A 20427-nucleotide genomic window follows, 5' to 3' on the forward strand; every position below is an offset into this window, starting at 1 on the left:
TTCTCAAAAAGGTGAGGTATGACTGACAGGTTATATAACCACTGAAACCAAGAGGGCCCAAGCCCAACAACGTACCTCATCTTTCTGAGAACCGCTATATATCAATTCTAGACTTATCTTTTCCAGTAAGCTTTGATTAAGTTTAGGTAACTATTTCGCCCTGTAAGTTAACCTCTATATTTAACCTAAGTTGTGCTTATCAGAAGATTTGAACAATTTATCCCCTCCTAGAGCCAAATAAGGTTTGTCCTAGCCGTACCATAGTAGCACCTGCTTGAATTGCCAAATGATAATCTCCCGACATCCCCATGGAGAGCTGCTGCATTTGAATGTTTGGCAAATTTTGCTGCTGGATTTTGTCAGCAAGTTCGCGGGTGCTGTTAAACAATTCTAGGATTTGCGAGTCATCTAATCCCACCGGAGGTATTGTCATCAAACCTTGAATTTTGATATGCTGACATTTATTGAGTTCACAGAGGTCGGCAAGCAGTTCGGGGACGCTCCACCCGTATTTGTCGGGATCTGGCAATATTTTCACTTGCAGGCAGACTTGCGGGGAGCAGGACATTTCGCCAGCTATGCGCGAAAGCCTCTGAGCCAGTTTTAAGTTGTCGATAGAGTGAATCCACTGGAAATGCTCTAGGGCCTTTGCTGCTTTGTTGGCTTGCAAGTGGCCGATCAAGTGCCAGTTGATATCCGGCAAATCTTGCAGTTGGCTTTGTTTTTCGGCAGTCTCTTGAACCTTGCTCTCGCCAAAATCTCGGATGCCCGCGTCGTAGGCTTGGCGGATAGCATCAGTCGGTACCTGTTTGGTAACGGCAATTAACCGCACTGATTCTGGCAAGTGTTGGCGAATGCTGTTAATTCGAGAGGCAATGGTCATGGGTACTCAACGCTCTTGACAGTAGGGCAGGACAATTAAGACAGATATCAATTACCAAGTTACCAATTACCAATTACCGATTACCGATTACCGATTACCAATTACCGATTACCAATTACCGATTTTGGCTATTGAAAGGTGCGCTGGTGAATGACCTGCAATTGGTCGTACTCCTGATATTGACCGCTGCGACGGAGGGTTCGCAGGCGAATTTCGACCATGAGGCGAGCGTCGGAGCGACTGATAGGATCGAATCTGAGGCCGCCAGGGCCGTTGGTTACTAAGAAAAATAGGCGCTGGGCGTATAGGGTGGTAAATAATTCTTGGCTGTCTTCAACCTGGGATACCCTGAAGAGGAGGCCAAAGTTTGGATGATTCAGGTAGGTTTCGGTAGTCATTCACTCTCACAATCGATCGATATTAGATTAAAGATTTAGATTTTAGATTTGAGTTTCGCTCGATCGCGGGGTGCAAAGGGCGATCGCGGTAGCCATGCTATAGTCTCCATCGTGACTGAGGCTCAACTGCCACTGACAATTTCCCCAAACAGAGGCTTGTGCTGCGGCGGTTCCGTGCAGTTGCACGTTAGGAGCACCGTTTTCGGAGCGCTGAATTTCGACATCAGCATACCGTATTCCCCGCCATCCCGTGCCTAGAGCTTTGACAACAGCTTCCTTTGCTGCCCATCGCCCCGCTAGTTGGTTGCAGGAAACTCGGTTCATTTTACCTTTAATGCTGCTGTCTTGAGAATTTAGTTGTCCGCAGTCTCTTTGTTCGGCCGGGGTGTAAACTTTTTCCAGGAAGCGATCGCCAAACCGGTCTAATACAGCTTGAATGCGCGGAACATATACTATATCTGTCCCAAGATAGATGTTCAAGGTCTTGGATCTCTAAATATTTGCATCCATTACTTTAGCAGCACTGTGGAATCATTGATTCCCAATTCCCAATTCCCAATTCCCAATTCCCAATTCCCAATTCCCAATTCCCAATTCCCAATTCTCAACTGTCCCAACCCCAAGCCAAGCGGGCACTCCAGAGGGCGAGCAAGCAGCCGAGGGCGATCCAGTCTCGGATTTTGAAGTGCAACTGATGCCATTCTACGCGGTGTCGATCGGGACTGGTGAAGCCGCGAACTTTCATCGCGCTAGCTATTTGTTCGGCTCGCAACAGCAAGTTTTCTAACAGCCTCTCGGCGATCATCAACCAAACTTGAGCGGCGCGGCGAAATCCAAGTTTTTTCCAGTTTATCGCTCTAGTGCTGACCGATCGCACTAAATTTTGTATTTCTTCCAATACTAGGGGAATGAAGCGCAAAGATAACGTTAATGTTAGGGCTATTTCGGTGACAGGCCAGCGCAAGAGGCGCAACGGCTGCATTAAGTTTTCGATTGCTGCGGTAATTTCTTCGCTGGCTGTGGTGAGGAGGTAGAGGTTGGTGCTATAAATTACTGTGAAAAATAGGGTGCTGACGTTGATAGCTAAATCTAAGGATTTGCGGGTGATTTTAACGGGGCCTTGTTTGAATAAAACGTAACTGTAGTTTGTGGGTTGGGGGAGTTTATTTTGGGTTTGAACTTGAGGATTTTGGGTTGGAGAGTTTGAGCCTAAGTTAAAAGGTTTGTACCAGGGTTTGGGATCTTGAGCGGGTGGAAGGGTTGCGGGTTGTTGGGAAAAGGTTAATTCGTCGGCGGGAATGCGGGGCTGATGTTCTGATGGAAGTGCGTCGGGGGCGATCGCGCTGAGGCAAAATACTAAAAGGCAGAATAGCAGCAGCAGTCCCATTTGCTGTTTCCAGACACGGAAGGGAATGGCTGCGCTTAGTGTCAGTACGATTAACATTACTACTAGCATCAACCGCCAAACTGGATTGGCGAGTATGGGCGCAATTAGAAATGTCATCAACCAGGCTAGTTTGACGCGGGAGTCTAGCCGGTGCAGCCAGGTTACGGGTTGTTCTAGATACAGTCCAATAGGAAGCGATCGAAGTAAATCCATGTTGTAGATTTTAGATTTTTAATAATATCAATAGACTTATTGCATTTATTCCAAAATTATCTGGAAATTATCTGCGTTTGTCTGTGTATATCTGCCTTATATCTGCGGTTTCTGTATCAAGAAAGGACTTATACAAGAGGTCTAATTTATTGAACCGCGAAGACGCTAAGGACGCGAAGGAAGAGAAAGAAGGAAGACAAAAGAAAAAAACGCAATTTGCTTATATCATTAAACTGCGTTTTTTCTTTAATCTAGAGTCTAGAATTACTTTACGCGCAGTGCTCTGTTGGTTGTGCTAACTTCGCTGGCGCGAACTTTTTTGCCTCTCCACAGCAGCCGCATTGGTGTACCTGTAAAGCCGAGGTGTTTGCGGAATTGGCTTTCCATGTAGCGGCGGTAGTTTTCGGTGAAGCGTTTGGGATCGTTGACGAATAGGGCGATTGTCGGTGGTTGCGATCGCACTTGAGTACCGTAATAGATTTTGCCTTGTTTTCCTTGGCGGGTAACTGGCGCTGAGTGCCAGGTTGTGGCTTCTTCTATGACTTCGTTGATGACGGCGGTAGCAACGCGGCGCTTGTGTTCGTCGGAGGCTTTGTCTACTAATTCAATCACTTTTTCAACTCGCTGTCCGCTCATGGCGCTGACAAAGATCATTTCTGCCCAGTCGAGGAAATACAGTTTAGTTCTTGCTGTTTTTTCGTACTCGTAGATGGTGTCGTTGTCCTTTTCTATGGCATCCCATTTGTTGATGACGATGATGCAGGCTCGACCTTCTTGGCTGATGCGATCGGCTAATTTTTGATCTTGGTCGGTAACACCGTCAATTGCATCTATTACTAGCAGTATGACATCTGCCCGGCGGATGGCTTTGAAAGCGCGGTTGATTCCGAAAAATTCGGCGCCGTATTCGACGTTTTTCTTTTTACGAATTCCGGCTGTGTCGATCAGGCGGTAGGTTTGACCGTTGCGTTCTACTATGGTGTCAATTGCGTCGCGGGTTGTGCCAGAAATTGGGCTGACGATGGCGCGGTTTTCTCCGAGAAATGCGTTTAGCAAACTCGATTTGCCGACGTTGGGACGACCGATAATTGCTACTTTGATTTCATCTACTTCTGGCTCTACTTCTGTGGGAAGGTAAGTCATTAATTGGTCTAGCAATTCACCGGTACCGTTACCGTGAATCCCGGAAATGGGGTAAGGTTCTCCCAGTCCCAATGTCCAAAAGTCTGCTGCTTGGGTGAGTCCGGTATTTTCCGATTCGCACTTGTTGACGGCGAGAATGACGGGGACTTTTTGCACTCGCAGCCAAGAGGCGATGGATTCGTCGCCGCCGGTGAGTCCGGTTTTTCCGTCTACTACAAAAATGGCCGCACTGGCTTCTGCAAGCGCCGCCATTGCTTGTTCGCGGATTAATGGCAGAAATTCGGTCTCGTCATCGAATACTAGCCCGCCGGTGTCTACGACTTGATATTCGCGATCGCCCCAGTATGCTGGTCTGTACGTGCGATCGCGCGTAATTCCCGGTTCGTCGTGGACGATCGCGTCTTGGCTGTTGGCTAAACGGTTGACGATCGTCGATTTGCCTACATTGGGGCGTCCAATAATAGCAACTATAGGTAGAGGCATAAAAGTAGCAGCAATTTAGGCTGCGCCGTAATTTTGAGCTTTAATCTTTAAGTATAAGGGAATGTGACTGAAATGGAAAGACTTATTTCTGTGTTGGGGTTAGGGGTTTTTGTCGGTTTGTGCTACGCCTTTTCAGTCGATCGACGGGCTGTTAAGTGGCCGCCCGTACTGTGGGGAATTGCTTTGCAGCTAATTTTTGCAATTTTGATTCTCAAAACTGCTCCGGGTTTGGCGGCATTTAAATTTTTGGGAGATTTAGTCACTCAATTTCTGAATTTTTCTGATGCTGGGGCAAAGTTTGTATTTGGTGATAAATTTACCGACCACTATATCGCTTTTAAAGTGCTGCCCACTATTATCTTTTTCTCTTCGTTTATCACCCTACTTTATCACTACGGGATTTTGCAGCGGGTGGTGCAGGCAGTTGCTTGGTGCATGATTAAAACCATGAAAACTTCCGGTGCAGAAACTCTTTCCTGTGCTGCCAATATTTTTGTCGGACAAACAGAAGCGCCACTATTAATTAAACCCTATGTAGCGACGATGACTCTCTCGGAACTGCACGCTGTGATGACGGGGGGTTTTGCGACAATTGCTGGCGGAGTCATGGCGGCTTATATTTCTTTTGGTGTGTCTCCTCAACATTTAATTGCTGCGTCGGTGATGTCGGCACCGGCTGCTTTGGCTATTTCTAAATTGCTGTACCCAGAAACTGAAAAGTCCCTGACTGCTGGCGAGGTAGAAATTAAGGTGGAACAGGTTTATGCTAATGCCGTGGATGCGGCGGCTTCTGGTGCTAGCGACGGTTTGAAGTTAGCCGCAAATGTGGCGGCAATGCTGATAGCTTTTTTGGGTTTGTTAGCATTTTTTAATGCACTTTTGGGTTGGTTTGGCGGGCTGATTAGTTTGCCTCAGTTGTCGCTGGAATGGATTTTTTCTTATTTGATGGCTCCCGTGGCTTGGCTGATGGGCGTGCCTTGGGCGGATTGTGGAAAAATAGGAGTTATTTTGGGGAAGAAGACGATTTTAAATGAGTTTATTGCTTATTTGGATTTGATGGAATTGGTGAAGCAACAGGCGATTTCGGAACGATCGGTAATTATTGCGACTTATGCTTTGTGCGGCTTTTCTAATATTGGTTCCATCGGGATTCAAATTGGGGGGATTGGTGGGATGGCGCCATCGCGCAAGGGTGATTTGGCTCGGTTGGGCGTGAGGGCGATGATTGCTGGTTCTGTGGCTTGTTTCATGACTGCTTGTATTGCGGGAATGCTCGTTTAAAAGTTTTGAGTTTTGTAAGGTGCGCCACAAGCACCCAACTCTCTACTCTCAAGGTTATTAAATAAAAGTTAAAATTTGACAATTAAAGTATGGTAAATGTTTAATAAAATATAACGAAAAACATCTAACTTTAGCGATCGGCTATTATGGAAAACAAGCAGGAATTTAGTCTGTAACAACAGTATATAGAAACTGGCAACTAAATTCTCTTCTAAGCGAAATTAATAGGTGATGTAATATGGCTGTTCTGCAACTAGAAAACGGTAGGACATATACCGATATCGAGGCGATCGCCAGCCAACTGGCTGTTTTAAATATTGAGCTCGATCGCCTGCCAAATCAGGAAAATCCTGCGGTTAAAAAAATTCTACTGCAAGACATTCTCAATGTCACAGAAAAACAGCACATTCTCGCAGCATTTAAAACCGAGTTTGAATACTTCAAGCGCGCCAGCGGCTGTCAGTGGTGCGACTTAAAAGTGCTGCATCCGGGTTCGCCACAGATTTACCCGCTGATGACTCAAAGCGATCGCACTCACACTCACGCAGATGCCGAAGTTCTGCATGTTTTAGCTGGGGAATGTGTTTTTGGGTTTGTCTATCCTAACGGCTCTCAGGTACAATTAATGTTGCAAGCTGAAGAATATATTAAAGTGCCTCCTAATACAGAACATTGGTTTTATCTTACTCCGTTGCTGTACTTGAAAGCTGTGCAGTATTACACCACTGCTCAAGGGTGGGTTCCTCAGTATACTAATAGGAAGTTGAAAATTACCAACTAGATCGAACCTTTGTATGTTGTTGCGCTTCAGCGCTTTTTCATAGATATAAGCAAAGAGCGCTGAAGCGCAACTACGTACCTTTGTATGTTGTTGCGCTTCAGCGCTTTTTCATAGATATAAGCAAAGAGCGCTGAAGCGCAACTACGTACCTTTGTTGTTGCGCTTCAGCGCTCTTTCATAGAGAAATTTCAATTTCTTCACACCGCTGCAAAAGTGCTTCTATTTCCTGGGCGAGAAGAATTACTTCCGGCCACGAAGAACCGTTGATTAAGTCTTGGGCGTGTGCTAATTTGTTTCTCAATGCTTCTGCTGACTTTAAAAAACGCTCCCCGTAACGTTTGGATTTGAGCCCCAGCCGATCGACTATTTCGGCATTCGTCAGGATTAAATCTCGCTTGTCGCAGAATTGCAGGTAATCGATCAAGTCTATGGCCTCATTTCGCGATCGCCCCAATTCCCACAGGTGTTTTGCTGCTACAATGCGATCGCCCTTCAGCAACTTCTGCCACGAATCTTGGGGAAAATAGATCCGCACAATCCGCAATAAATTCATTTCCAGCAGCGTCACCAATCCAAACAGCAGCATCCGTACCGGCGCTTTTTGCAAATCGCCGCAGGTGACAATCCCGTTGATGCGGTTGCTTTCCAAGACAAACAATCTCGGTTTTTCTCGCAACAGCGGTAACAATTCCATCAATGGAGTCGAGGCGGCGATTAACTGTGACGGATGGAAGATTTGCTGGTAGTCGCTGCACTTACCTGTCATTAAGTGCGCTTTTTCCACATAGCCGCAAACCGTACCGTTTTCTTCGATCCCGAGCACATCAAAATCGCGCGCCTCCATCCACGATCGCAATTTAGCAGCATCTTCGCCCGCCGGCACAGATTTTAGCGGTTCCGCCAGGTATTTAACGGTGATACTGTCTTTGAATAAATCCCGCAAATCAGCGGAACTTGATTTTAAATGTTTCATCTCATGCGGGGTAATTTCCTGAGTCGTGGCGCGACAAGAGGAATATTAATCATATTTTAACTGCAAATAGAGACGCGGGATTGCCGCGTCTCTAAATATTTTACAATCTTACTTGCTGGCTAATTCTGGACAATAATGATTGCCTGCAAGAGTTGTGATAATATCGGCATCGGCAAGAAAACTTTCTTTAGCCGTGGGATTTTCGATACTACCAGCTTGTCCGATCGCCCTTAATTTAACTTCCGGCAGAGAAAGTCCCGCTTTCGCTTGGACACAGATCCTTTTAGCGGCAGCAATTTTTTGACTGGGGCTACTTTGAATTCCTTGCAGTAAAGCGTTTGTGGCGTCTGGAGAATAGCTTTTTGCTAAGCGTTTGTAGTCTTCGATAAATTTCCCGTCGTCTCCTGTTAGCTTTATTCCCGATTCTTGGGGCGCGCACAACTGGTTTAAGTTAATTACTTCTCCCGCTGAGTTTACCAGAAAACAGCCTTCGCGTTCTTGGGCGATCGCACTTTTGACCGCGACAAATTGTACAATAACGGCGGATATCACAGCAGTTAAACGCCAGTAATTTAGCATGGCATTATCCTTTGATAGTTGACAGTTGACAGTTTGTAGGGGCGGTGCCAAGAGTGCCCGCCCTCTTAGTTGACAGTGACCTCTACCAGGAAGTCCGAGGATTGGACTAATTAATCGTCTTCTTTTAATTTGTCCTGGAGTTCCGGCTTTATATCGTTTCCGGTTGTATCGGAATTATTTAACCGCAGAGATCGCAGAGAGCACAGAGAGATAAGATAGAGATGAATGCAGGACGATCAAATCGGATTTGATATTAATCCAATTTTTCCTATTAAGATGCCCGTCCCAGAATAGATTTAGGTATGGATTCAAACGAGCCTTTCGTTATTTGTAGAAGATTTGATTAACAGCAAACATCCCCCTTCTGTAACTGGTGAATGAATGGAACCGGGAACCGATCGAATATAATCGCCTTGATAGCAAACTTCCCCTTCTACAGTTAAGTCTCCTTCTAATACAAATACTTCCTCCGAATCCGCGTGTCGGTGCAGGGGAAAAGTTACTCCCGGTTCCAGCCTCATCAAACAAGTAATTTCGCGCTTTTTTTTGTCAAGATAAAGCTTGCCGATCGAGATTCCCGGAACTGAGTAAGGTCTCCATTTGACATCGCGCGATCGCACAATTAAAGATGGCGGATTGTTCTCTGTGGGCGACGCCACAATTGGCAATTCCGCTATGCGCTGGAACAAACGGTTTTTGAGATCGGGCGCGACAGGAACGGCAGGGGCTGTATAGGCGATCGCAGAAATTGCTGTTTCAAAGGCCGCTAATTCACTTTGAAGTTCTGGGGATGCTTGCAATTTCTCGGCAAGTACACGGCGTTCTGACTCATCAAGGGTATCGAGAGCTTGAAGCGCTGCAAGCATATTAAACTCCTCGTCTGGCATCATTTCCATCTGTTCTCCGGCATTATCAATTTTAGATTTTAGATTTTAGATTTTAGATTTGTTTTTGCCATTGCACTAAAGATGGAAGATTGGAGATGCCATAGGTTTAGATTGATATTAAACAATTTAAATTTTGTTTTTTTTGACAATCTAAAACTCTTCGCTCAAAGTTTGGCGCAACTTAGAAATTCCCAACCGAATTCTAGTTTTAACAGTACCTGTCGGGATACCGAGTTTAGAGGCGATTGCCACACAAGTCAATCCTTCGTAATAGGCTAGTTCGATCGCAATTCGCTGTTCTGCTGGCAGTTTTTCTAGGGCTGCTATGACTTGGGCGCTGCGTTCTTCGATCATTGCATCTTCCATCGGTTCTGCAATACGCGAAGACGGAATTTTAGCATCTTCCAGACAAGCGTCTGCCGTGCGGACTGTTCGCTGCAACACTCGGAGGCGATCGAGGGAACGACTGCGGGTAAGCATAAACAACCAAGTATCCGCACGAGAGCGACTAGGATCGTAAGTTGCTGCTTTTTGCCAAATTTGGGAAAAAACATCGAGCACAACTTCCTCAGCTTCTTCTACCGAACCCAGAATTTTGTAAGCGAGACCGAAACTTGCACGACCGTAGCGATCGTACAGTTTAGCTAATGCTACTTGGTCTTTCTGGGCAATCTGCACTAACAGCAGCGATTCATCGCTTGACTTTTCCCCTGTCATCTCAGTGTACCTAAAAAATTTTGTTTTGAGTGCACAGATCCAAAATTAAATATTCGGCGTATATCACTATAGAACATAATTGTAAGTGAATTGGGGATGCAATCGTAAGTATGCCTTTGCGGGCTAATTTTCTCATGCTTTGAATTGTCATTTGCCCGATTTATATTGCAGTTTATCACCTCTGCATAGTTTTTCATACCTAATCTTGCTGTACAGATCCAAAATAGCAAAACCTTCGTATACCAATTACGAGAAGGCTCAGCAACCTCCGAAAAACCCGACAGGTTAACAAGTTGAACCTGTTGCGACAAAAGTAAAACCTGCGAAGGTGGGTTATTTGCCATTAATTTTTGTAAAACTCTCAGTAAAAGATAGGTGCTAACTGTGAAACTCACCAAGAAAATTCGCCGAATCATATTAGCGATTGAAGCAGCTTTAATTGTTGTATTAACTCCCGGGATAATTGCCGCTTCCGACCATGACGACGGCGAAGTCGATATCAAAGGTCGTGCTGTCAATTTAACCGACTTATACGTCTATCGCGAAAAAGATCAAAACTCCGGCGCTGCGGACGGAGATTTAGTATTTACTATGAATACAAATCCTCGATCTGTAGCCCGCTATCAATATTATTTTAGCACTACAGCTCTTTACCAATTTCACATCACGCAGGTAGGTGATGTAAATTCTACCCCAACCGGACGCGCCGATATTATCTTGCGTTTTGCCTTCAGTCCGCCTAACAATCAAGGTATGCAAGCGATGGCTGTGACTGTGGTTCGCGGCGGCTCACAGACAACGACTAAAACTACAGTTAAGGGCGGTTTCATTGCCACAACTCCGCTGAATTCTAATGCTGTTTTGAATACAGTACCTGTGGGTGGTTCTAACTTAACTGTATTTGCAGGTTTGCGGGAAGATCCGTTTTTCTTTGATGTGGAACAATATTTCCGAGTCCGGGCTGGGGCTTTGGGAACTGGGCCGAAAGTTGGATTCAAGGAACCGAGTAAAGCCCTCGACTTTGCTAAAGGTTATAACGTCAATACCATTACGGTGCGCGTTCCAAAAGCATTTTTACAAGCAGGAACTGGGGCGAATACATTTGATGTTTGGTCAACTGTTTCTGTGAGGGATGGAGTTGGTGGTTTCAAACAATTCGAGCGTTTGGCGAGACCTGCAATTAATGAGGGTTTGGTACTTACTCCCCAGTTGATGGAGGCATTTAATACTATTTCTCCGAGATTGGATTTGAGTGCTGCTGCTGCTCCGGTGCGCCAGGAAGCTGTTGCTACTCTCAATGCTGTGGATCTTTTGGACGGTAAGGATAATGTTGATGCAAATGCGATCGCCAAAGCTTTCTTACCGGATGTTATGCGAATCGATACTACAAGGCCGAGTGGCTACGGTAGTGCGACAAATTCTCAAGGAAGTTTGATCGGAGGTCGTTTGCTTTTGGACGATGTTATTGATATTACTTTGGGAGCTTTGGTGGGTTCTCCGGTTGGCGATAACGTTTCTTATAACGGAACTCCTGGAAATCCGGCTCAGGGACACAAACCGTTAGAACCGAATTTTCCTTATTTGGCTTTGCCGAATTAGTTAATAGTCATAGGTATGTAGTTGCGCTTCAGCGCTCTTTCCTAATATTTATCAAGAGCGCTGAAGCGCAACTACGTACCTTGGCTCAAGCGCGAGCCGATATTTGGACGCAAGTCGCACAATTCGTCAGGTGCGTCATCAAATAAAATCGTAGTTTTTCGTGCTAAATCGAACAATGACGCACCCTACAATATGACAGCGAATAAATCACAAAAACCTAAATCTGAGCTTTTCTGGTGGTTGCTTCTCATCGGACTGCCGATAGTGGGCATTGTCGCAGTTAATTTGCTACCTAATCTGCGTGATGTCTCAGAAAAACTTGCTAACAAAAGTCCGGCAAATCTGGATGCTAATTACCGCTATAATTTCTCAGCAACTTTGAGGAATAATCCGAATCAAAAGGAAGCTATTCAGCAGGAAATTACTTTTTACCAGCAGCGATTGGCTGTTGATTCAAAAAGCGGTTTGAATCGGGCTGCTTTGGCGAGTGCTTATTTGAAAATGGCTCGCGTAACTGGGGAGGGTGGTTGGTTTTTATTGGCCGAACAAGCGGCCGAAAGATCGATCGCCCTTTTGCCTTTTGACAACAAAGGCGCGCTGCTAGTTTTAGCTCGAATTGCCGAGGCCAGACACGATTTTGCTACTGCTTTGCGCTTTGCTAAACAGGTGGGTTTTGACAATGAAGATGCGATCGCCCTTTCCATCACATCTCACTTAGCCACCGGAAAAATCAGTGATGCAAGTATAGCCGCGGAAGCCTTAGTTAATCGTATTCCTAACTTAGGCTCTCTCACATTAAGAGCATTAGTGAGAGAGTCGCAGGGGCGAGATGCGGAGGTTTTGCAGGATTACCGGCAAGCAATGGCTGCGGAGGAACCGGGAGAGATTGCTGGATCGGCGCGAGTTCGATCGCTCTTGGGTCGATTTTACGCCCGTCGCGGGCAGTTTGTGCAGGCGAAAGCGCTATTTTTGGAAGCGTTGCGGTTGGTTCCGCGATACCCGCTAGCGCTGATTTATTTGGGGGATTTGGAGACGCGCCAGGGAAATTATCGGGAAGCAGAGGCTAATTACAGCAAGGTTTCTGCCTATTCTGGCGGGGCTGCGACGGTGTTCGATCGCCTGGTGGATCGCGGTATGGCGAGGGTGAAGGAGTTGCAGGGAGATGCGAGATCCTCGGCGAAATTGCGCGACAAAGCAGAAGCTGGGCTGCGACAGGAACAGGTTTCTGGCGGTTTCGGGCACCGGCGCGATTTGGCGAGTTTGTTGCTGGAAAAAGGGCGATCGCAGGATGTCGCTGAAGCGCTGCTGTTAATGCAGGATGAGGTGAAAATTCGCAAGGATGCTGTAACGCTGGATATCTACGCCTGGGCGCTTTCTAGTGCTGGGGAATGGCAAAAAGCCGATCGGGTGATGGCCGACATTGTGCGATCGGGAATTCGGGATGCAGGGATATTTTATCGGGCTGGTGCGATCGCTAAGACTTTAGGAAAAGATGCGGAATCTCGCGCTTATTTTCAACAGGCAAAGGAAATCGATCCGAGTTTTGATAGTCGATCTCGTCAAGCATTGGGTTTGGGAAGTTATGAATTTTGAAATTAGCCACAAACACATAAAATCGGAACCAACCATGCACAAAAACTGGCAAAGAACGCGAAAATATTTAATTCTTTTTTCGCTCACAATCTTACTATTTTGTACAAACTCAACCCAACCAGTTTACTCGCACTGGTCAGACTTATCAGTAGCCGAAATCATCGTAAACGATTTACAAACCGAAATAACATTAACCTTTCCCACAGGCTTAACAAAATTCGCCGACGACAATGGAGACGGACAGTTACAACTGGCAGAAGTTAGAAATCATCAAACAGAACTAGAAAAGTTTTTGGGTCAAAAAATTAGCATCACCAACAGTAGCAAAATTCCCGGATCGGTTACAGTCAAACCCCTAGAAATAGCAGCTAAAACTGCCAGCTTAATCCAGCAGCCCAATACCCATAGCACCTTAATCTTAAACTACACCTGGCCAGAATCTAACGTAACTTCAAAAAACAACAAATTGCGGATTAAATACAATTTGTTTTTGCCCGGAGTTCCGACAGCTAGCTGTCAAGCTACAATTGTCGAAGCTGGTGCTGTCAAAAGCATTGTATTTACGCCACAAAACCGAGAATTTTTGTTAGCTGGAAAAGAATCAATCTGGGAGTCAGGTTGGAGTTTGGTGCTAGCAGTAGTCGGAGCATTTACTTGGGGATGCGTGCACGCGATGTCCCCCGGACATGGGAAAACAATAGTCGGCGCTTATTTAGTGGGTTCGCGGGCTACTCCAGTACACGCTGTATTTTTAGCAGCAACAACCACAATTACTCACACTGCTGGCGTGTTTTCTGTCGGCGCAATTACATTATTTGCTTCTAACTTAATCGAGCCAGAAAAACTCGATCCTTGGCTCAGTTTAATCTCAGGCTTATTAGTAGCAATCATCGGCATCAAATTACTTTCAGAAAGAATCAAAACTAGGTTCGTACTGAGGACTTTAGTCCGCACCAAGATCGACTTAAATCACCTCATCGAAAAAACCAGGTTCGTAGTGAGGACTTTAGTCCACAAAAACCCAAGGACTAAAGTCCTTACTACGAACCTTGAGGAACCAGTAAATCTTTTGAGTAGGGGAACTTGGGAAAGAGAATTTAAACCTGTCAAACCACCTATATCTCAGCACTACCACCATCATGGAGACGGCCGTCTTCATTCACATTTGCCACCCGGATCGGACGGTTCTCCGATTACTTGGAAAAGCTTGTTAGTGTTGGGCATTTCCGGGGGATTGTTGCCTTGTCCTTCCGCATTGGTGATGCTGTTGAGCGCGTCGGCTTTGGGAAATGTTGGTTTGGGGATGACGCTGGTGGTGGCCTTTAGTTTGGGATTGGCTTTGGTGCTGAGTGCGATCGGCTTAGTCTTAGTTTACGCCAAACAACATTTTAATAAACTACCCAAACAGATTGCAGCAGTCAAATTTATGCCCGCAATTAGCGCGGTGTTGGTAATGTTTTTGGGCTTGGGCATTACCGGAGAGGCTATTCTGAAAATATTGGCTGCGAATCAATGGGTAATTGGCAATGGATAATACAATTTAAGATGCTATGGTGCGTCAGTTTTGATGATTTTGTGAATCGAAAATCTCTGTACTGAGGCATCTAATAAAGTAATATAGCCTTTCTCAAAAAATGAGGTATGATTGACAGCTTATATAACCACTAAACTATCAACTAAGAGGGCTGAAGCCCAACAACGTACCTCATCTTTCTGAGAACCGCTGTACCAGTTTTTCAAAGTAATGCTACAAAATAAGTGTTTTTGTCTGATCATGTTTGTTTGGTGCGTCGCTATGAGATTGTCGATATTTTTTTATGGATTTTTCTCAAGCGACGCACCCTACGGCTGTTTTACCAGGAATTGCTGGTAACGAGTAGATGTATTCAATTGGCGGGAAATCCCCACCTATTCAACATTAGCTCGCGGTATGTTTATTAATAATTTCGGCTAAATCTGGGATGCCGTTTTCGACGTAAGTCTTAGCGGAGGGGCGGAGTTTGCCATAGGCGCCTTTGACAACTGCTCTGGTGCTGTTTTCGGCTTTTTTGTCACTGATTTGGAGCAATTGATCTGCTACTTGAGCTTTTCTTTCAGTCAGATATGCGACTGGGTTGCCATTGTTTACGGCTTCAGCCCACATTGGATCGAGTGCGATCGAGATTTCGGGCAAAAGTTGATCGACGACTTGGGCGCAATAGTCAGCCCGTATCCCCTTAACGGTAGAGTAGGCAGCTTTCAGAGCAAGGCCGCCCAATCCCGGTGCTGCTGCAACTTGTTTGTCTATCAACTTTACACAGTCATCAACAATAGTGTCTCTCTTGTTTTCATTCAAAAGAATATCGCTAAGTCCCATTTTCACTTTCCTTGATTTAACAGTCTATGTGGTTATCAGCTTTGAGCTTCATCTGGCGATTATATATCAATACGCTTCAGATCTGATAGTCCCGGAAGCAAAACTCTGTACAACACAGATAGTGCAATTGCTTTCTGGTTGTGCGATCGCAAAAAAAATTAACCCAAGCGCGATCGATCGTAGATCTATTTTGATGCTTTACTCGGGATTACAGATTTTTTTGGGTTTGAAGCTTTTTACTGCACAAATTGATGTTGAGATTTGTTGAGTATTGTATGGCAATTAATATCGGAGTTGCTACTCATTATTCATTTAGGGTTTGTAGCAAGCACTTCCGTTATTGTTAACCGGTCTTAATGAGGACTGAAGTTCTTACTACAAAGCGATCAGTTGTGAAGAGTCAATCGATTTTAGATTTTAGATTTTAGATTTTAGATTTACCCCACGGATAAATTCGGGGGAAGAGAGGATTTTCGATTTTCGATTTGGGATTGATTCCACGGATAAATCACGTGGCGGGTACCACCTGTGAAAATCTTGGTCAAATAGAAAAGATAACAGCTTGAAAAAAAACATTAGACAGGCTCTGCCTTGCGATAAATCCCACTTGCACGTATTATCTGGCACGGATCGTTAGGATTCGACGTTTGACTTGAAGCTCGCAGGTACTGTAACCAGGGGCAGTTTCTGGATTTGTGTCGGACGATCGCTCGATCGCCATACAAAATTTACCGGTAATTTCGCGGAAGTGCCGACTCCGGCAAAGATTTGAACTAATAAGGTTAAGCTCGCTGCTAAAAAGAGTTTTTCACACATGGCATTGTCTCCAATACATATGCCCTAAGGCATAACTTCTTTTACACCTACAACATACAAAACATCGTCTACGGCAGGTGCGATCGTACCAACATACTTAAGTGATAGATATCACGATCGAGGAGAGGGGAGAAGGGGAGAGAGGGGGAGAAGGGGAGAGAGGGAGAGAGGGAGAGGGGGTGAGAGGGAATATTTCCTGGGACTTCTTCTTTCTTCCTTTTTGCTTCTTTCCTCTGACTTCTACCGTTAAATCCTTTAAATCCGTTACATCCGGTACAAAATTCTTTGCCGAACTTCCTTCCAAATCGGGAATTGTCCTTGAGAAAGAAGCCGTTGAGTGTCTCACAAAGGTAGAATTAGCGCGTAGAAGTTATTTGACACAGCGGAGGTACCGACAAGATGCTTGCATACATTCTGGCGTTGGCGGTCGGTCTGGGCAGCTTTAGTATTTACATGGCGGCCTTCTTTTTTCCAGAGGTTCACCGGAAAAGTGATTTTACCTGGAGCGGGGTAGGACTTTTTTATGCGTTAATTTTATGGACTTGTGCGGGGCGAATTACGGGTGCTCTCCTGCTTGGTCAAATGGCGGGTGTGGCTCTGCTAGGCTGGTTTGCGTGGGAAACTCTGACTTTGCGCCGGCAGGTGACGCCGATCGCTCAGCAAACGCCGATTCCTCAGGCGGCGAATTTGGCCGGGGCGATGGGCGGGCCTTTATCCGGTTTGTTTGGTAAGAAACCTGAACCCGCAGCCAAAAAACCGAAGTTTGTTCGATCGCCCAAACCGAAAGCTGATGCTGTTCCAGCACCTGCGAATCAGGGCCAGGCTAAGGTAGAAGCACAACCGGCGACTGGGCCAATCGCTGAGATTATTCCCGAAAGTGCGATCGGCCCTGACTTAAAAACTCCCGACAAGAGCGCACCCGCAATTACACAAATACCCGTGTTTTCGGTTGAAAACGCTCTTCCTGAGACTTCACCAGCCCCAGCAGAATTAGCCAGCAACTTCACTCCTTTGCCCCCACCTCTAGAATTTTCAGAAATTGCGGCCACACCAACGGTAGAGCCAGCAGAGGCTCAGCCAGAAGCCAAAAAGCAGACTGAAGATGATGACGATTTTGACGATTTTGACCAGATGTGGAGGGCGAGAGCTAAAGAGTCCCAGTCTGATGCTACTTCGGCAGCCCCAACGGCGACAGCAACCGCAGCCCCAAAGGCAAACCCAACTCCTGCCAAAACAGCTAAAAAATCAGGCGGTTTCGGAAGTCTGTTTGGCAATCTCAAAAATAGTCTCGGCGGTATGTTGGGACGGGGTGCAGCTAAAAACAAGCCTGATGCAAATACTCCGGTGACAACGCCGAAAGTAGCAGAGGAGTCGATCGCACCTGAATCTCCTGAATCTAAGGTAACGACAATTCCTGCATCGGATATCGACCAGATTCTCGAATCAGAATTAGCCGAGGCTGCCGCCGAAGTGGCAGCCGAAACCAGCAACACTGCTGCGGAAACCAGCCAAGCAGTGCCGTTTCCCACCGATGTTGAAGCAATGGCCGAGTTGATAGCAACAGAAACCGCGGCGAATTCTGCCAAAATAGGGGAAAGTTCGATTTTAGACGACGGATCGCCGGCACAAAGCCAAACAGATCCGTTGGCTCAAGAAACACCTGCGGATGCGGTTGGTGAACCCAAAGCAGCAGCAGGCGTAACGGAAGCAGAAACCCTTGCTGTATCTCTAGAAATGACTGTGGTGGAAATCGTTTCAGCACCGCCTGTAGAGATAGAAGTACCGGGAGAAGCAGGGTTGAGCGTTCAGGTAGAAACGGTTTCAGTATCAACAATCTCGATCGAATCCACAGAAGAAAAACCCTCTTCTGACGGATCACAACCCGATTTAGCCGCACCTGCCAAAAGGGCCACTGAATCCAATTCTGAGAATGTATCCGGCGAAGATCGGCCGTCATCTTGAGGCAAAAAGCAAAAGGTAGAAACCAGAATTTTTTTAATTCTGTCTTCTACCTTCTTCCGTCTTCCTTTTAGGACTTAGGTGCGGGTGGCGACAAATGTGGTTTTCCCTCAAAACCAATTCGTTGTCACCCCTAGAGCCAATAAAAAAACCATTTATTTGGTCAAATTTTGTAATCCCATAAATCATGATTTTTACATTCTTCTTTCTGCCTTCTTTCTTCTACATTCTTCCTTCTTCCTTCTTCCTTCTTTATTATATATTCTTCTTCCCTCTTCCCTCTTCCTTCTTCCCTCTTCCCTCTTCCTTCTTTCTTCTTCCTTCTTCCCTCTGCCTTCTTTCTTCTTCCTTCTTCCTTCTTCCTTCTTCCTTCTTCCTTCTTTAATATTATGAAAGCAATTATGGTCGTGGGAACAACATCTCACGCAGGAAAATCTTTACTGGTTGCAGCATTGTGTCGAATCTTTTCTCGGCGAGGCTGGCGGGTAACTCCGTTTAAAGGTCAAAATATGGCACTGAATTCCTATGTCACAGCCGCCGGCGGAGAGATTGGCTACGCTCAAGCAGTGCAAGCTTGGGCTGCGGGCATCGCACCTTGGGTAGAAATGAATCCGATTTTGCTCAAGCCGCAAGGAGATATGACTTCTCAATTGATTGTCAAGGGCCGGGCGATCGCAAATGTGCGAGCATCTCAATATTATGAACAGTATTTTGATATCGGCTGGCAAGCTATTCGGGAATCTTTAGAATTTCTCAAGCAAGAATTTGACATGATTGTGTGCGAAGGAGCAGGAAGTCCAGCAGAAATCAATCTCAAACACCGCGATTTAACTAATATGCGGGTAGCAAAACATCTGAATGCTCGGACTTTGCTAGTAGTTGATATCGATCGCGGTGGCGCATTTGCTCACATCATCGGTACTTTGGAATTGCTCGATCCTGACGAGCGCGCTTTAATTAAAGGATTCATTATTAATAAGTTCCGAGGCCAAAAATCGATCTTAGATCCGGGCTTGACTTGGCTGGAAGAAAGGACTGGAATCCCCGTAGTTGGGGTAATTCCTTGGATAGACGAAGTGTTTCCCTCGGAAGATTCCCTCGATTTACTCGATCGGCGTTCTCCCAATTCTCAAACCGACTTGAATATTTCCGTCATCCGCCTGCCCCGAATTTCCAATTTTACCGACTTTGACCCCCTGGAGTCGGAAACTACCGTCACAGTCAAATATGTCAGCCCCAAAGACCCGTTAGGCCATCCAGACGCCGTGATTTTACCAGGCTCTAAAACTACAATTTCAGATTTGCAGGTGCTGCGCCAAACAGGTATGGCAGAAGCGATTAAAAATTACTTAGTAGCTGGCGGTACAGTCATGGGAGTTTGTGGTGGCTTTCAGATGCTGGGAGAAAGTATCAGCGATAGAGAAGGCCTTGAGGGAGAAAAGGGAGAGTTCAAAGGATTGGGATTGCTGCCGTTGAAAACTGCGATCGCACCAAACAAAATTGCCCGCCAGCGGATCGTAACATCTAACTATCCTCAACCGGGTTTACCCGTTTCCGGTTACGAAATTCATCAAGGAAGAACCCAAATGATCGAGTCAGATTTGACTCAACCGTTATTTGACGATCCTAGTTTAGGCATTGTCAACGCTTCTCAATCAGTTTGGGGGACGTACCTGCACGGCATATTTGATAATGGAGCTTGGCGGCGGGCTTGGTTAAATTACTTGCGCCAACAGCGGGGACTCCGCGCATTGCCCACAGGTATTCCGAATTACCGAGAACATCGAGAAACTCTGTTAGAAACTCTAGCGGATACAGTGGAAAAGCATTTGGATATCAAGCATATTTTAGGTTAGTTGACAGTTGACAATTGACAGTTGACAGTTGACAGTTGTTTGTTAGAGCGGAGGTTATAATTTGAATGACATTTTTTTTAACCAGAAAGTCGTAGGGTGCGTATCCATAAAAAAGCTTGATAATTCCCATCAAAAGTCGTAGGGTGCGTCGCCATGAAAAAACCTAACTAAGTACCAAAAATCTCACAGCGACGCACCTGTGCTTGATAATTAGTATCAATAAACCTCAAACTTTTTCGGAGCGAAACTTGGTAAAAATGGTATTATATCAAAAGGAAAAATTGCATGACAAAGATTGTTTTTTTGCCAGATAATGTGACAGTGGAAGCAGAAGCGGGAGAGCTTTTGCTAGATGTAGCCAAACGTGCAGGGGTTTCTATTCCTACTGGTTGTATGATGGGTTCTTGTCACGCTTGCGAAGTAGAAATTGATGACGGGGAGGCGATTTGTGCTTGTATTTCCGGCATACCTTCGGGGAAAAAGCAAGTTACAATTAATCTGTATGTCGATCCGACTTGGTAAT

20 protein-coding genes are annotated in these 20427 nt (G+C 45.7%); 8 read left to right on the forward strand and 12 right to left on the reverse strand.

The features are described 5' to 3' along the window. Positions 1–217: 217 nt before the first annotated feature. From JGK20_RS19265 to der, 5 genes are all read right to left on the reverse strand, one after another. On the reverse strand, positions 218–883 hold the full coding sequence (locus JGK20_RS19265) for a YggS family pyridoxal phosphate-dependent enzyme (protein ID WP_293185591.1): 666 nt from the start codon (positions 881–883) through the stop codon (positions 218–220). Positions 884–1011: 128 nt separating this feature from the next. Beyond that, the gene (gene pipX, locus JGK20_RS19270; protein ID WP_293185590.1) at positions 1012–1281 is read right to left on the reverse strand and encodes a transcriptional coactivator PipX; all 270 of its coding nucleotides are present in this window, start codon (positions 1279–1281) and stop codon (positions 1012–1014) included. A 42-nt stretch (positions 1282–1323) separates the two neighbouring features. Next, positions 1324–1761 (reverse strand): holo-ACP synthase, encoded by a 438-nt coding sequence (acpS, locus tag JGK20_RS19275; RefSeq protein WP_293185589.1) that lies wholly within the window; start codon positions 1759–1761, stop codon positions 1324–1326. A gap of 124 nt (positions 1762–1885) precedes the next feature. Beyond that, positions 1886–2881 carry an energy-coupling factor transporter transmembrane protein EcfT gene (locus JGK20_RS19280; protein WP_293231783.1) on the reverse strand — a complete coding sequence of 332 codons (996 nt, stop codon included), beginning with the start codon at positions 2879–2881 and terminating at the stop codon, positions 1886–1888. Between the two features lie 264 nt (positions 2882–3145). Further along, positions 3146–4507, reverse strand: coding sequence for a ribosome biogenesis GTPase Der (der, locus tag JGK20_RS19285; RefSeq protein ID WP_293185585.1), 1362 nt, complete (start codon positions 4505–4507; stop codon positions 3146–3148). A 72-nt stretch (positions 4508–4579) separates the two neighbouring features. Between der and JGK20_RS19290 the strand changes: the two genes are divergently transcribed. Together JGK20_RS19290 and JGK20_RS19295 are read left to right on the forward strand one after the other, a co-directional pair. After that, positions 4580–5788, forward strand: a complete 1209-nt coding sequence (locus JGK20_RS19290; protein WP_293193218.1) for a NupC/NupG family nucleoside CNT transporter — start codon at positions 4580–4582, stop codon at positions 5786–5788. 238 nt (positions 5789–6026) lie between these two features. Then, on the forward strand, positions 6027–6569 hold the full coding sequence (locus JGK20_RS19295) for an acireductone dioxygenase (RefSeq protein WP_293185582.1): 543 nt from the start codon (positions 6027–6029) through the stop codon (positions 6567–6569). 175 nt (positions 6570–6744) lie between these two features. Here JGK20_RS19295 and JGK20_RS19300 read toward each other — a convergent pair whose 3' ends face one another. The 4 genes from JGK20_RS19300 to JGK20_RS19315 form a co-directional block, all read right to left on the reverse strand. Further along, entirely contained in the window at positions 6745–7542 is a 798-nt protein-coding gene (locus JGK20_RS19300) for a hypothetical protein (RefSeq protein WP_293219700.1), read from the reverse strand. A 108-nt stretch (positions 7543–7650) separates the two neighbouring features. Further along, positions 7651–8121 carry a hypothetical protein gene (locus JGK20_RS19305; protein WP_293193216.1) on the reverse strand — a complete coding sequence of 157 codons (471 nt, stop codon included), beginning with the start codon at positions 8119–8121 and terminating at the stop codon, positions 7651–7653. Positions 8122–8429: 308 nt separating this feature from the next. Then, positions 8430–9011 (reverse strand): cupin domain-containing protein, encoded by a 582-nt coding sequence (locus JGK20_RS19310; protein WP_293231785.1) that lies wholly within the window; start codon positions 9009–9011, stop codon positions 8430–8432. 147 nt (positions 9012–9158) lie between these two features. Beyond that, complete coding sequence (locus JGK20_RS19315) at positions 9159–9725, reverse strand: sigma-70 family RNA polymerase sigma factor (protein WP_293219696.1); 567 nt, start codon at positions 9723–9725, stop codon at positions 9159–9161. A gap of 375 nt (positions 9726–10100) precedes the next feature. Between JGK20_RS19315 and JGK20_RS19320 the strand changes: the two genes are divergently transcribed. The 3 genes from JGK20_RS19320 (at position 10101) to JGK20_RS19330 (ending at position 14451) form a co-directional block, all read left to right on the forward strand. Then, on the forward strand, positions 10101–11324 hold the full coding sequence (locus JGK20_RS19320) for a DUF4331 family protein (RefSeq protein WP_293231787.1): 1224 nt from the start codon (positions 10101–10103) through the stop codon (positions 11322–11324). Positions 11325–11516: 192 nt separating this feature from the next. Continuing rightward, the gene (locus JGK20_RS19325) at positions 11517–12917 is read left to right on the forward strand and encodes a hypothetical protein (protein WP_293231789.1); all 1401 of its coding nucleotides are present in this window, start codon (positions 11517–11519) and stop codon (positions 12915–12917) included. Continuing rightward, positions 12907–14451, forward strand: coding sequence for a sulfite exporter TauE/SafE family protein (locus JGK20_RS19330; protein ID WP_293231791.1), 1545 nt, complete (start codon positions 12907–12909; stop codon positions 14449–14451). Before JGK20_RS19325 ends, JGK20_RS19330 begins: the two co-directional genes overlap by 11 nt. Before the next feature lie 384 nt (positions 14452–14835). On the opposite strand, the gene JGK20_RS19335 is transcribed toward JGK20_RS19330, so the two are convergent. Next, on the reverse strand, positions 14836–15273 hold the full coding sequence (locus JGK20_RS19335; protein WP_293185569.1) for a hypothetical protein: 438 nt from the start codon (positions 15271–15273) through the stop codon (positions 14836–14838). A 633-nt stretch (positions 15274–15906) separates the two neighbouring features. Beyond that, positions 15907–16089 (reverse strand): hypothetical protein, encoded by a 183-nt coding sequence (locus JGK20_RS19340; protein ID WP_293185567.1) that lies wholly within the window; start codon positions 16087–16089, stop codon positions 15907–15909. Between the two features lie 399 nt (positions 16090–16488). Here JGK20_RS19340 and JGK20_RS19345 point away from each other — a divergent pair, with 399 nt between their 5' ends. Continuing rightward, positions 16489–18051 carry a Ycf66 family protein gene (locus tag JGK20_RS19345; RefSeq protein WP_293198460.1) on the forward strand — a complete coding sequence of 521 codons (1563 nt, stop codon included), beginning with the start codon at positions 16489–16491 and terminating at the stop codon, positions 18049–18051. A gap of 191 nt (positions 18052–18242) precedes the next feature. Here JGK20_RS19345 and JGK20_RS19350 read toward each other — a convergent pair whose 3' ends face one another. Beyond that, positions 18243–18473, reverse strand: coding sequence for a hypothetical protein (locus JGK20_RS19350; protein ID WP_293185564.1), 231 nt, complete (start codon positions 18471–18473; stop codon positions 18243–18245). Here JGK20_RS19350 and cobQ point away from each other — a divergent pair. Together cobQ and JGK20_RS19360 are read left to right on the forward strand one after the other, a co-directional pair. Further along, positions 18438–19904: a cobyric acid synthase CobQ gene (cobQ, locus tag JGK20_RS19355; protein WP_293185562.1), complete on the forward strand. Its 1467-nt coding sequence runs from the start codon at positions 18438–18440 to the stop codon at positions 19902–19904. The genes JGK20_RS19350 and cobQ overlap by 36 nt on opposite strands. Positions 19905–20189: 285 nt before the next feature. Beyond that, positions 20190–20426, forward strand: a complete 237-nt coding sequence (locus tag JGK20_RS19360; RefSeq protein ID WP_293185560.1) for a 2Fe-2S iron-sulfur cluster binding domain-containing protein — start codon at positions 20190–20192, stop codon at positions 20424–20426. Position 20427 lies beyond the last annotated feature (1 nt).

The organism is Microcoleus sp. PH2017_05_CCC_O_A (assembly GCF_020738785.1).
Classification (GTDB): domain Bacteria; phylum Cyanobacteriota; class Cyanobacteriia; order Cyanobacteriales; family Microcoleaceae; genus Microcoleus.

What these genes read in the sequence shown, in the direction of transcription:
- JGK20_RS19265 (WP_293185591.1), bottom strand. Translation starts at nt 883, where the DNA reads ATGACCATTGCCTCTCGAATTAACAGCATTCGCCAACACTTGCCAGAA.
- pipX (WP_293185590.1), bottom strand. Translation starts at nt 1,281, where the DNA reads ATGACTACCGAAACCTACCTGAATCATCCAAACTTTGGCCTCCTCTTC.
- JGK20_RS19280 (WP_293231783.1), bottom strand. Translation starts at nt 2,881, where the DNA reads ATGGATTTACTTCGATCGCTTCCTATTGGACTGTATCTAGAACAACCC.
- der (WP_293185585.1), bottom strand. Translation starts at nt 4,507, where the DNA reads ATGCCTCTACCTATAGTTGCTATTATTGGACGCCCCAATGTAGGCAAA.
- JGK20_RS19290 (WP_293193218.1), top strand. Translation starts at nt 4,580, where the DNA reads ATGGAAAGACTTATTTCTGTGTTGGGGTTAGGGGTTTTTGTCGGTTTG.
- JGK20_RS19295 (WP_293185582.1), top strand. Translation starts at nt 6,027, where the DNA reads ATGGCTGTTCTGCAACTAGAAAACGGTAGGACATATACCGATATCGAG.
- JGK20_RS19300 (WP_293219700.1), bottom strand. Translation starts at nt 7,542, where the DNA reads ATGAAACATTTAAAATCAAGTTCCGCTGATTTGCGGGATTTATTCAAA.
- JGK20_RS19305 (WP_293193216.1), bottom strand. Translation starts at nt 8,121, where the DNA reads ATGCTAAATTACTGGCGTTTAACTGCTGTGATATCCGCCGTTATTGTA.
- JGK20_RS19310 (WP_293231785.1), bottom strand. Translation starts at nt 9,011, where the DNA reads ATGATGCCAGACGAGGAGTTTAATATGCTTGCAGCGCTTCAAGCTCTC.
- JGK20_RS19315 (WP_293219696.1), bottom strand. Translation starts at nt 9,725, where the DNA reads ATGACAGGGGAAAAGTCAAGCGATGAATCGCTGCTGTTAGTGCAGATT.
- JGK20_RS19325 (WP_293231789.1), top strand. Translation starts at nt 11,517, where the DNA reads ATGACAGCGAATAAATCACAAAAACCTAAATCTGAGCTTTTCTGGTGG.
- JGK20_RS19330 (WP_293231791.1), top strand. Translation starts at nt 12,907, where the DNA reads ATGAATTTTGAAATTAGCCACAAACACATAAAATCGGAACCAACCATG.
- JGK20_RS19335 (WP_293185569.1), bottom strand. Translation starts at nt 15,273, where the DNA reads ATGGGACTTAGCGATATTCTTTTGAATGAAAACAAGAGAGACACTATT.
- JGK20_RS19340 (WP_293185567.1), bottom strand. Translation starts at nt 16,089, where the DNA reads ATGTGTGAAAAACTCTTTTTAGCAGCGAGCTTAACCTTATTAGTTCAA.
- JGK20_RS19345 (WP_293198460.1), top strand. Translation starts at nt 16,489, where the DNA reads ATGCTTGCATACATTCTGGCGTTGGCGGTCGGTCTGGGCAGCTTTAGT.
- cobQ (WP_293185562.1), top strand. Translation starts at nt 18,438, where the DNA reads ATGAAAGCAATTATGGTCGTGGGAACAACATCTCACGCAGGAAAATCT.
- JGK20_RS19360 (WP_293185560.1), top strand. Translation starts at nt 20,190, where the DNA reads ATGACAAAGATTGTTTTTTTGCCAGATAATGTGACAGTGGAAGCAGAA.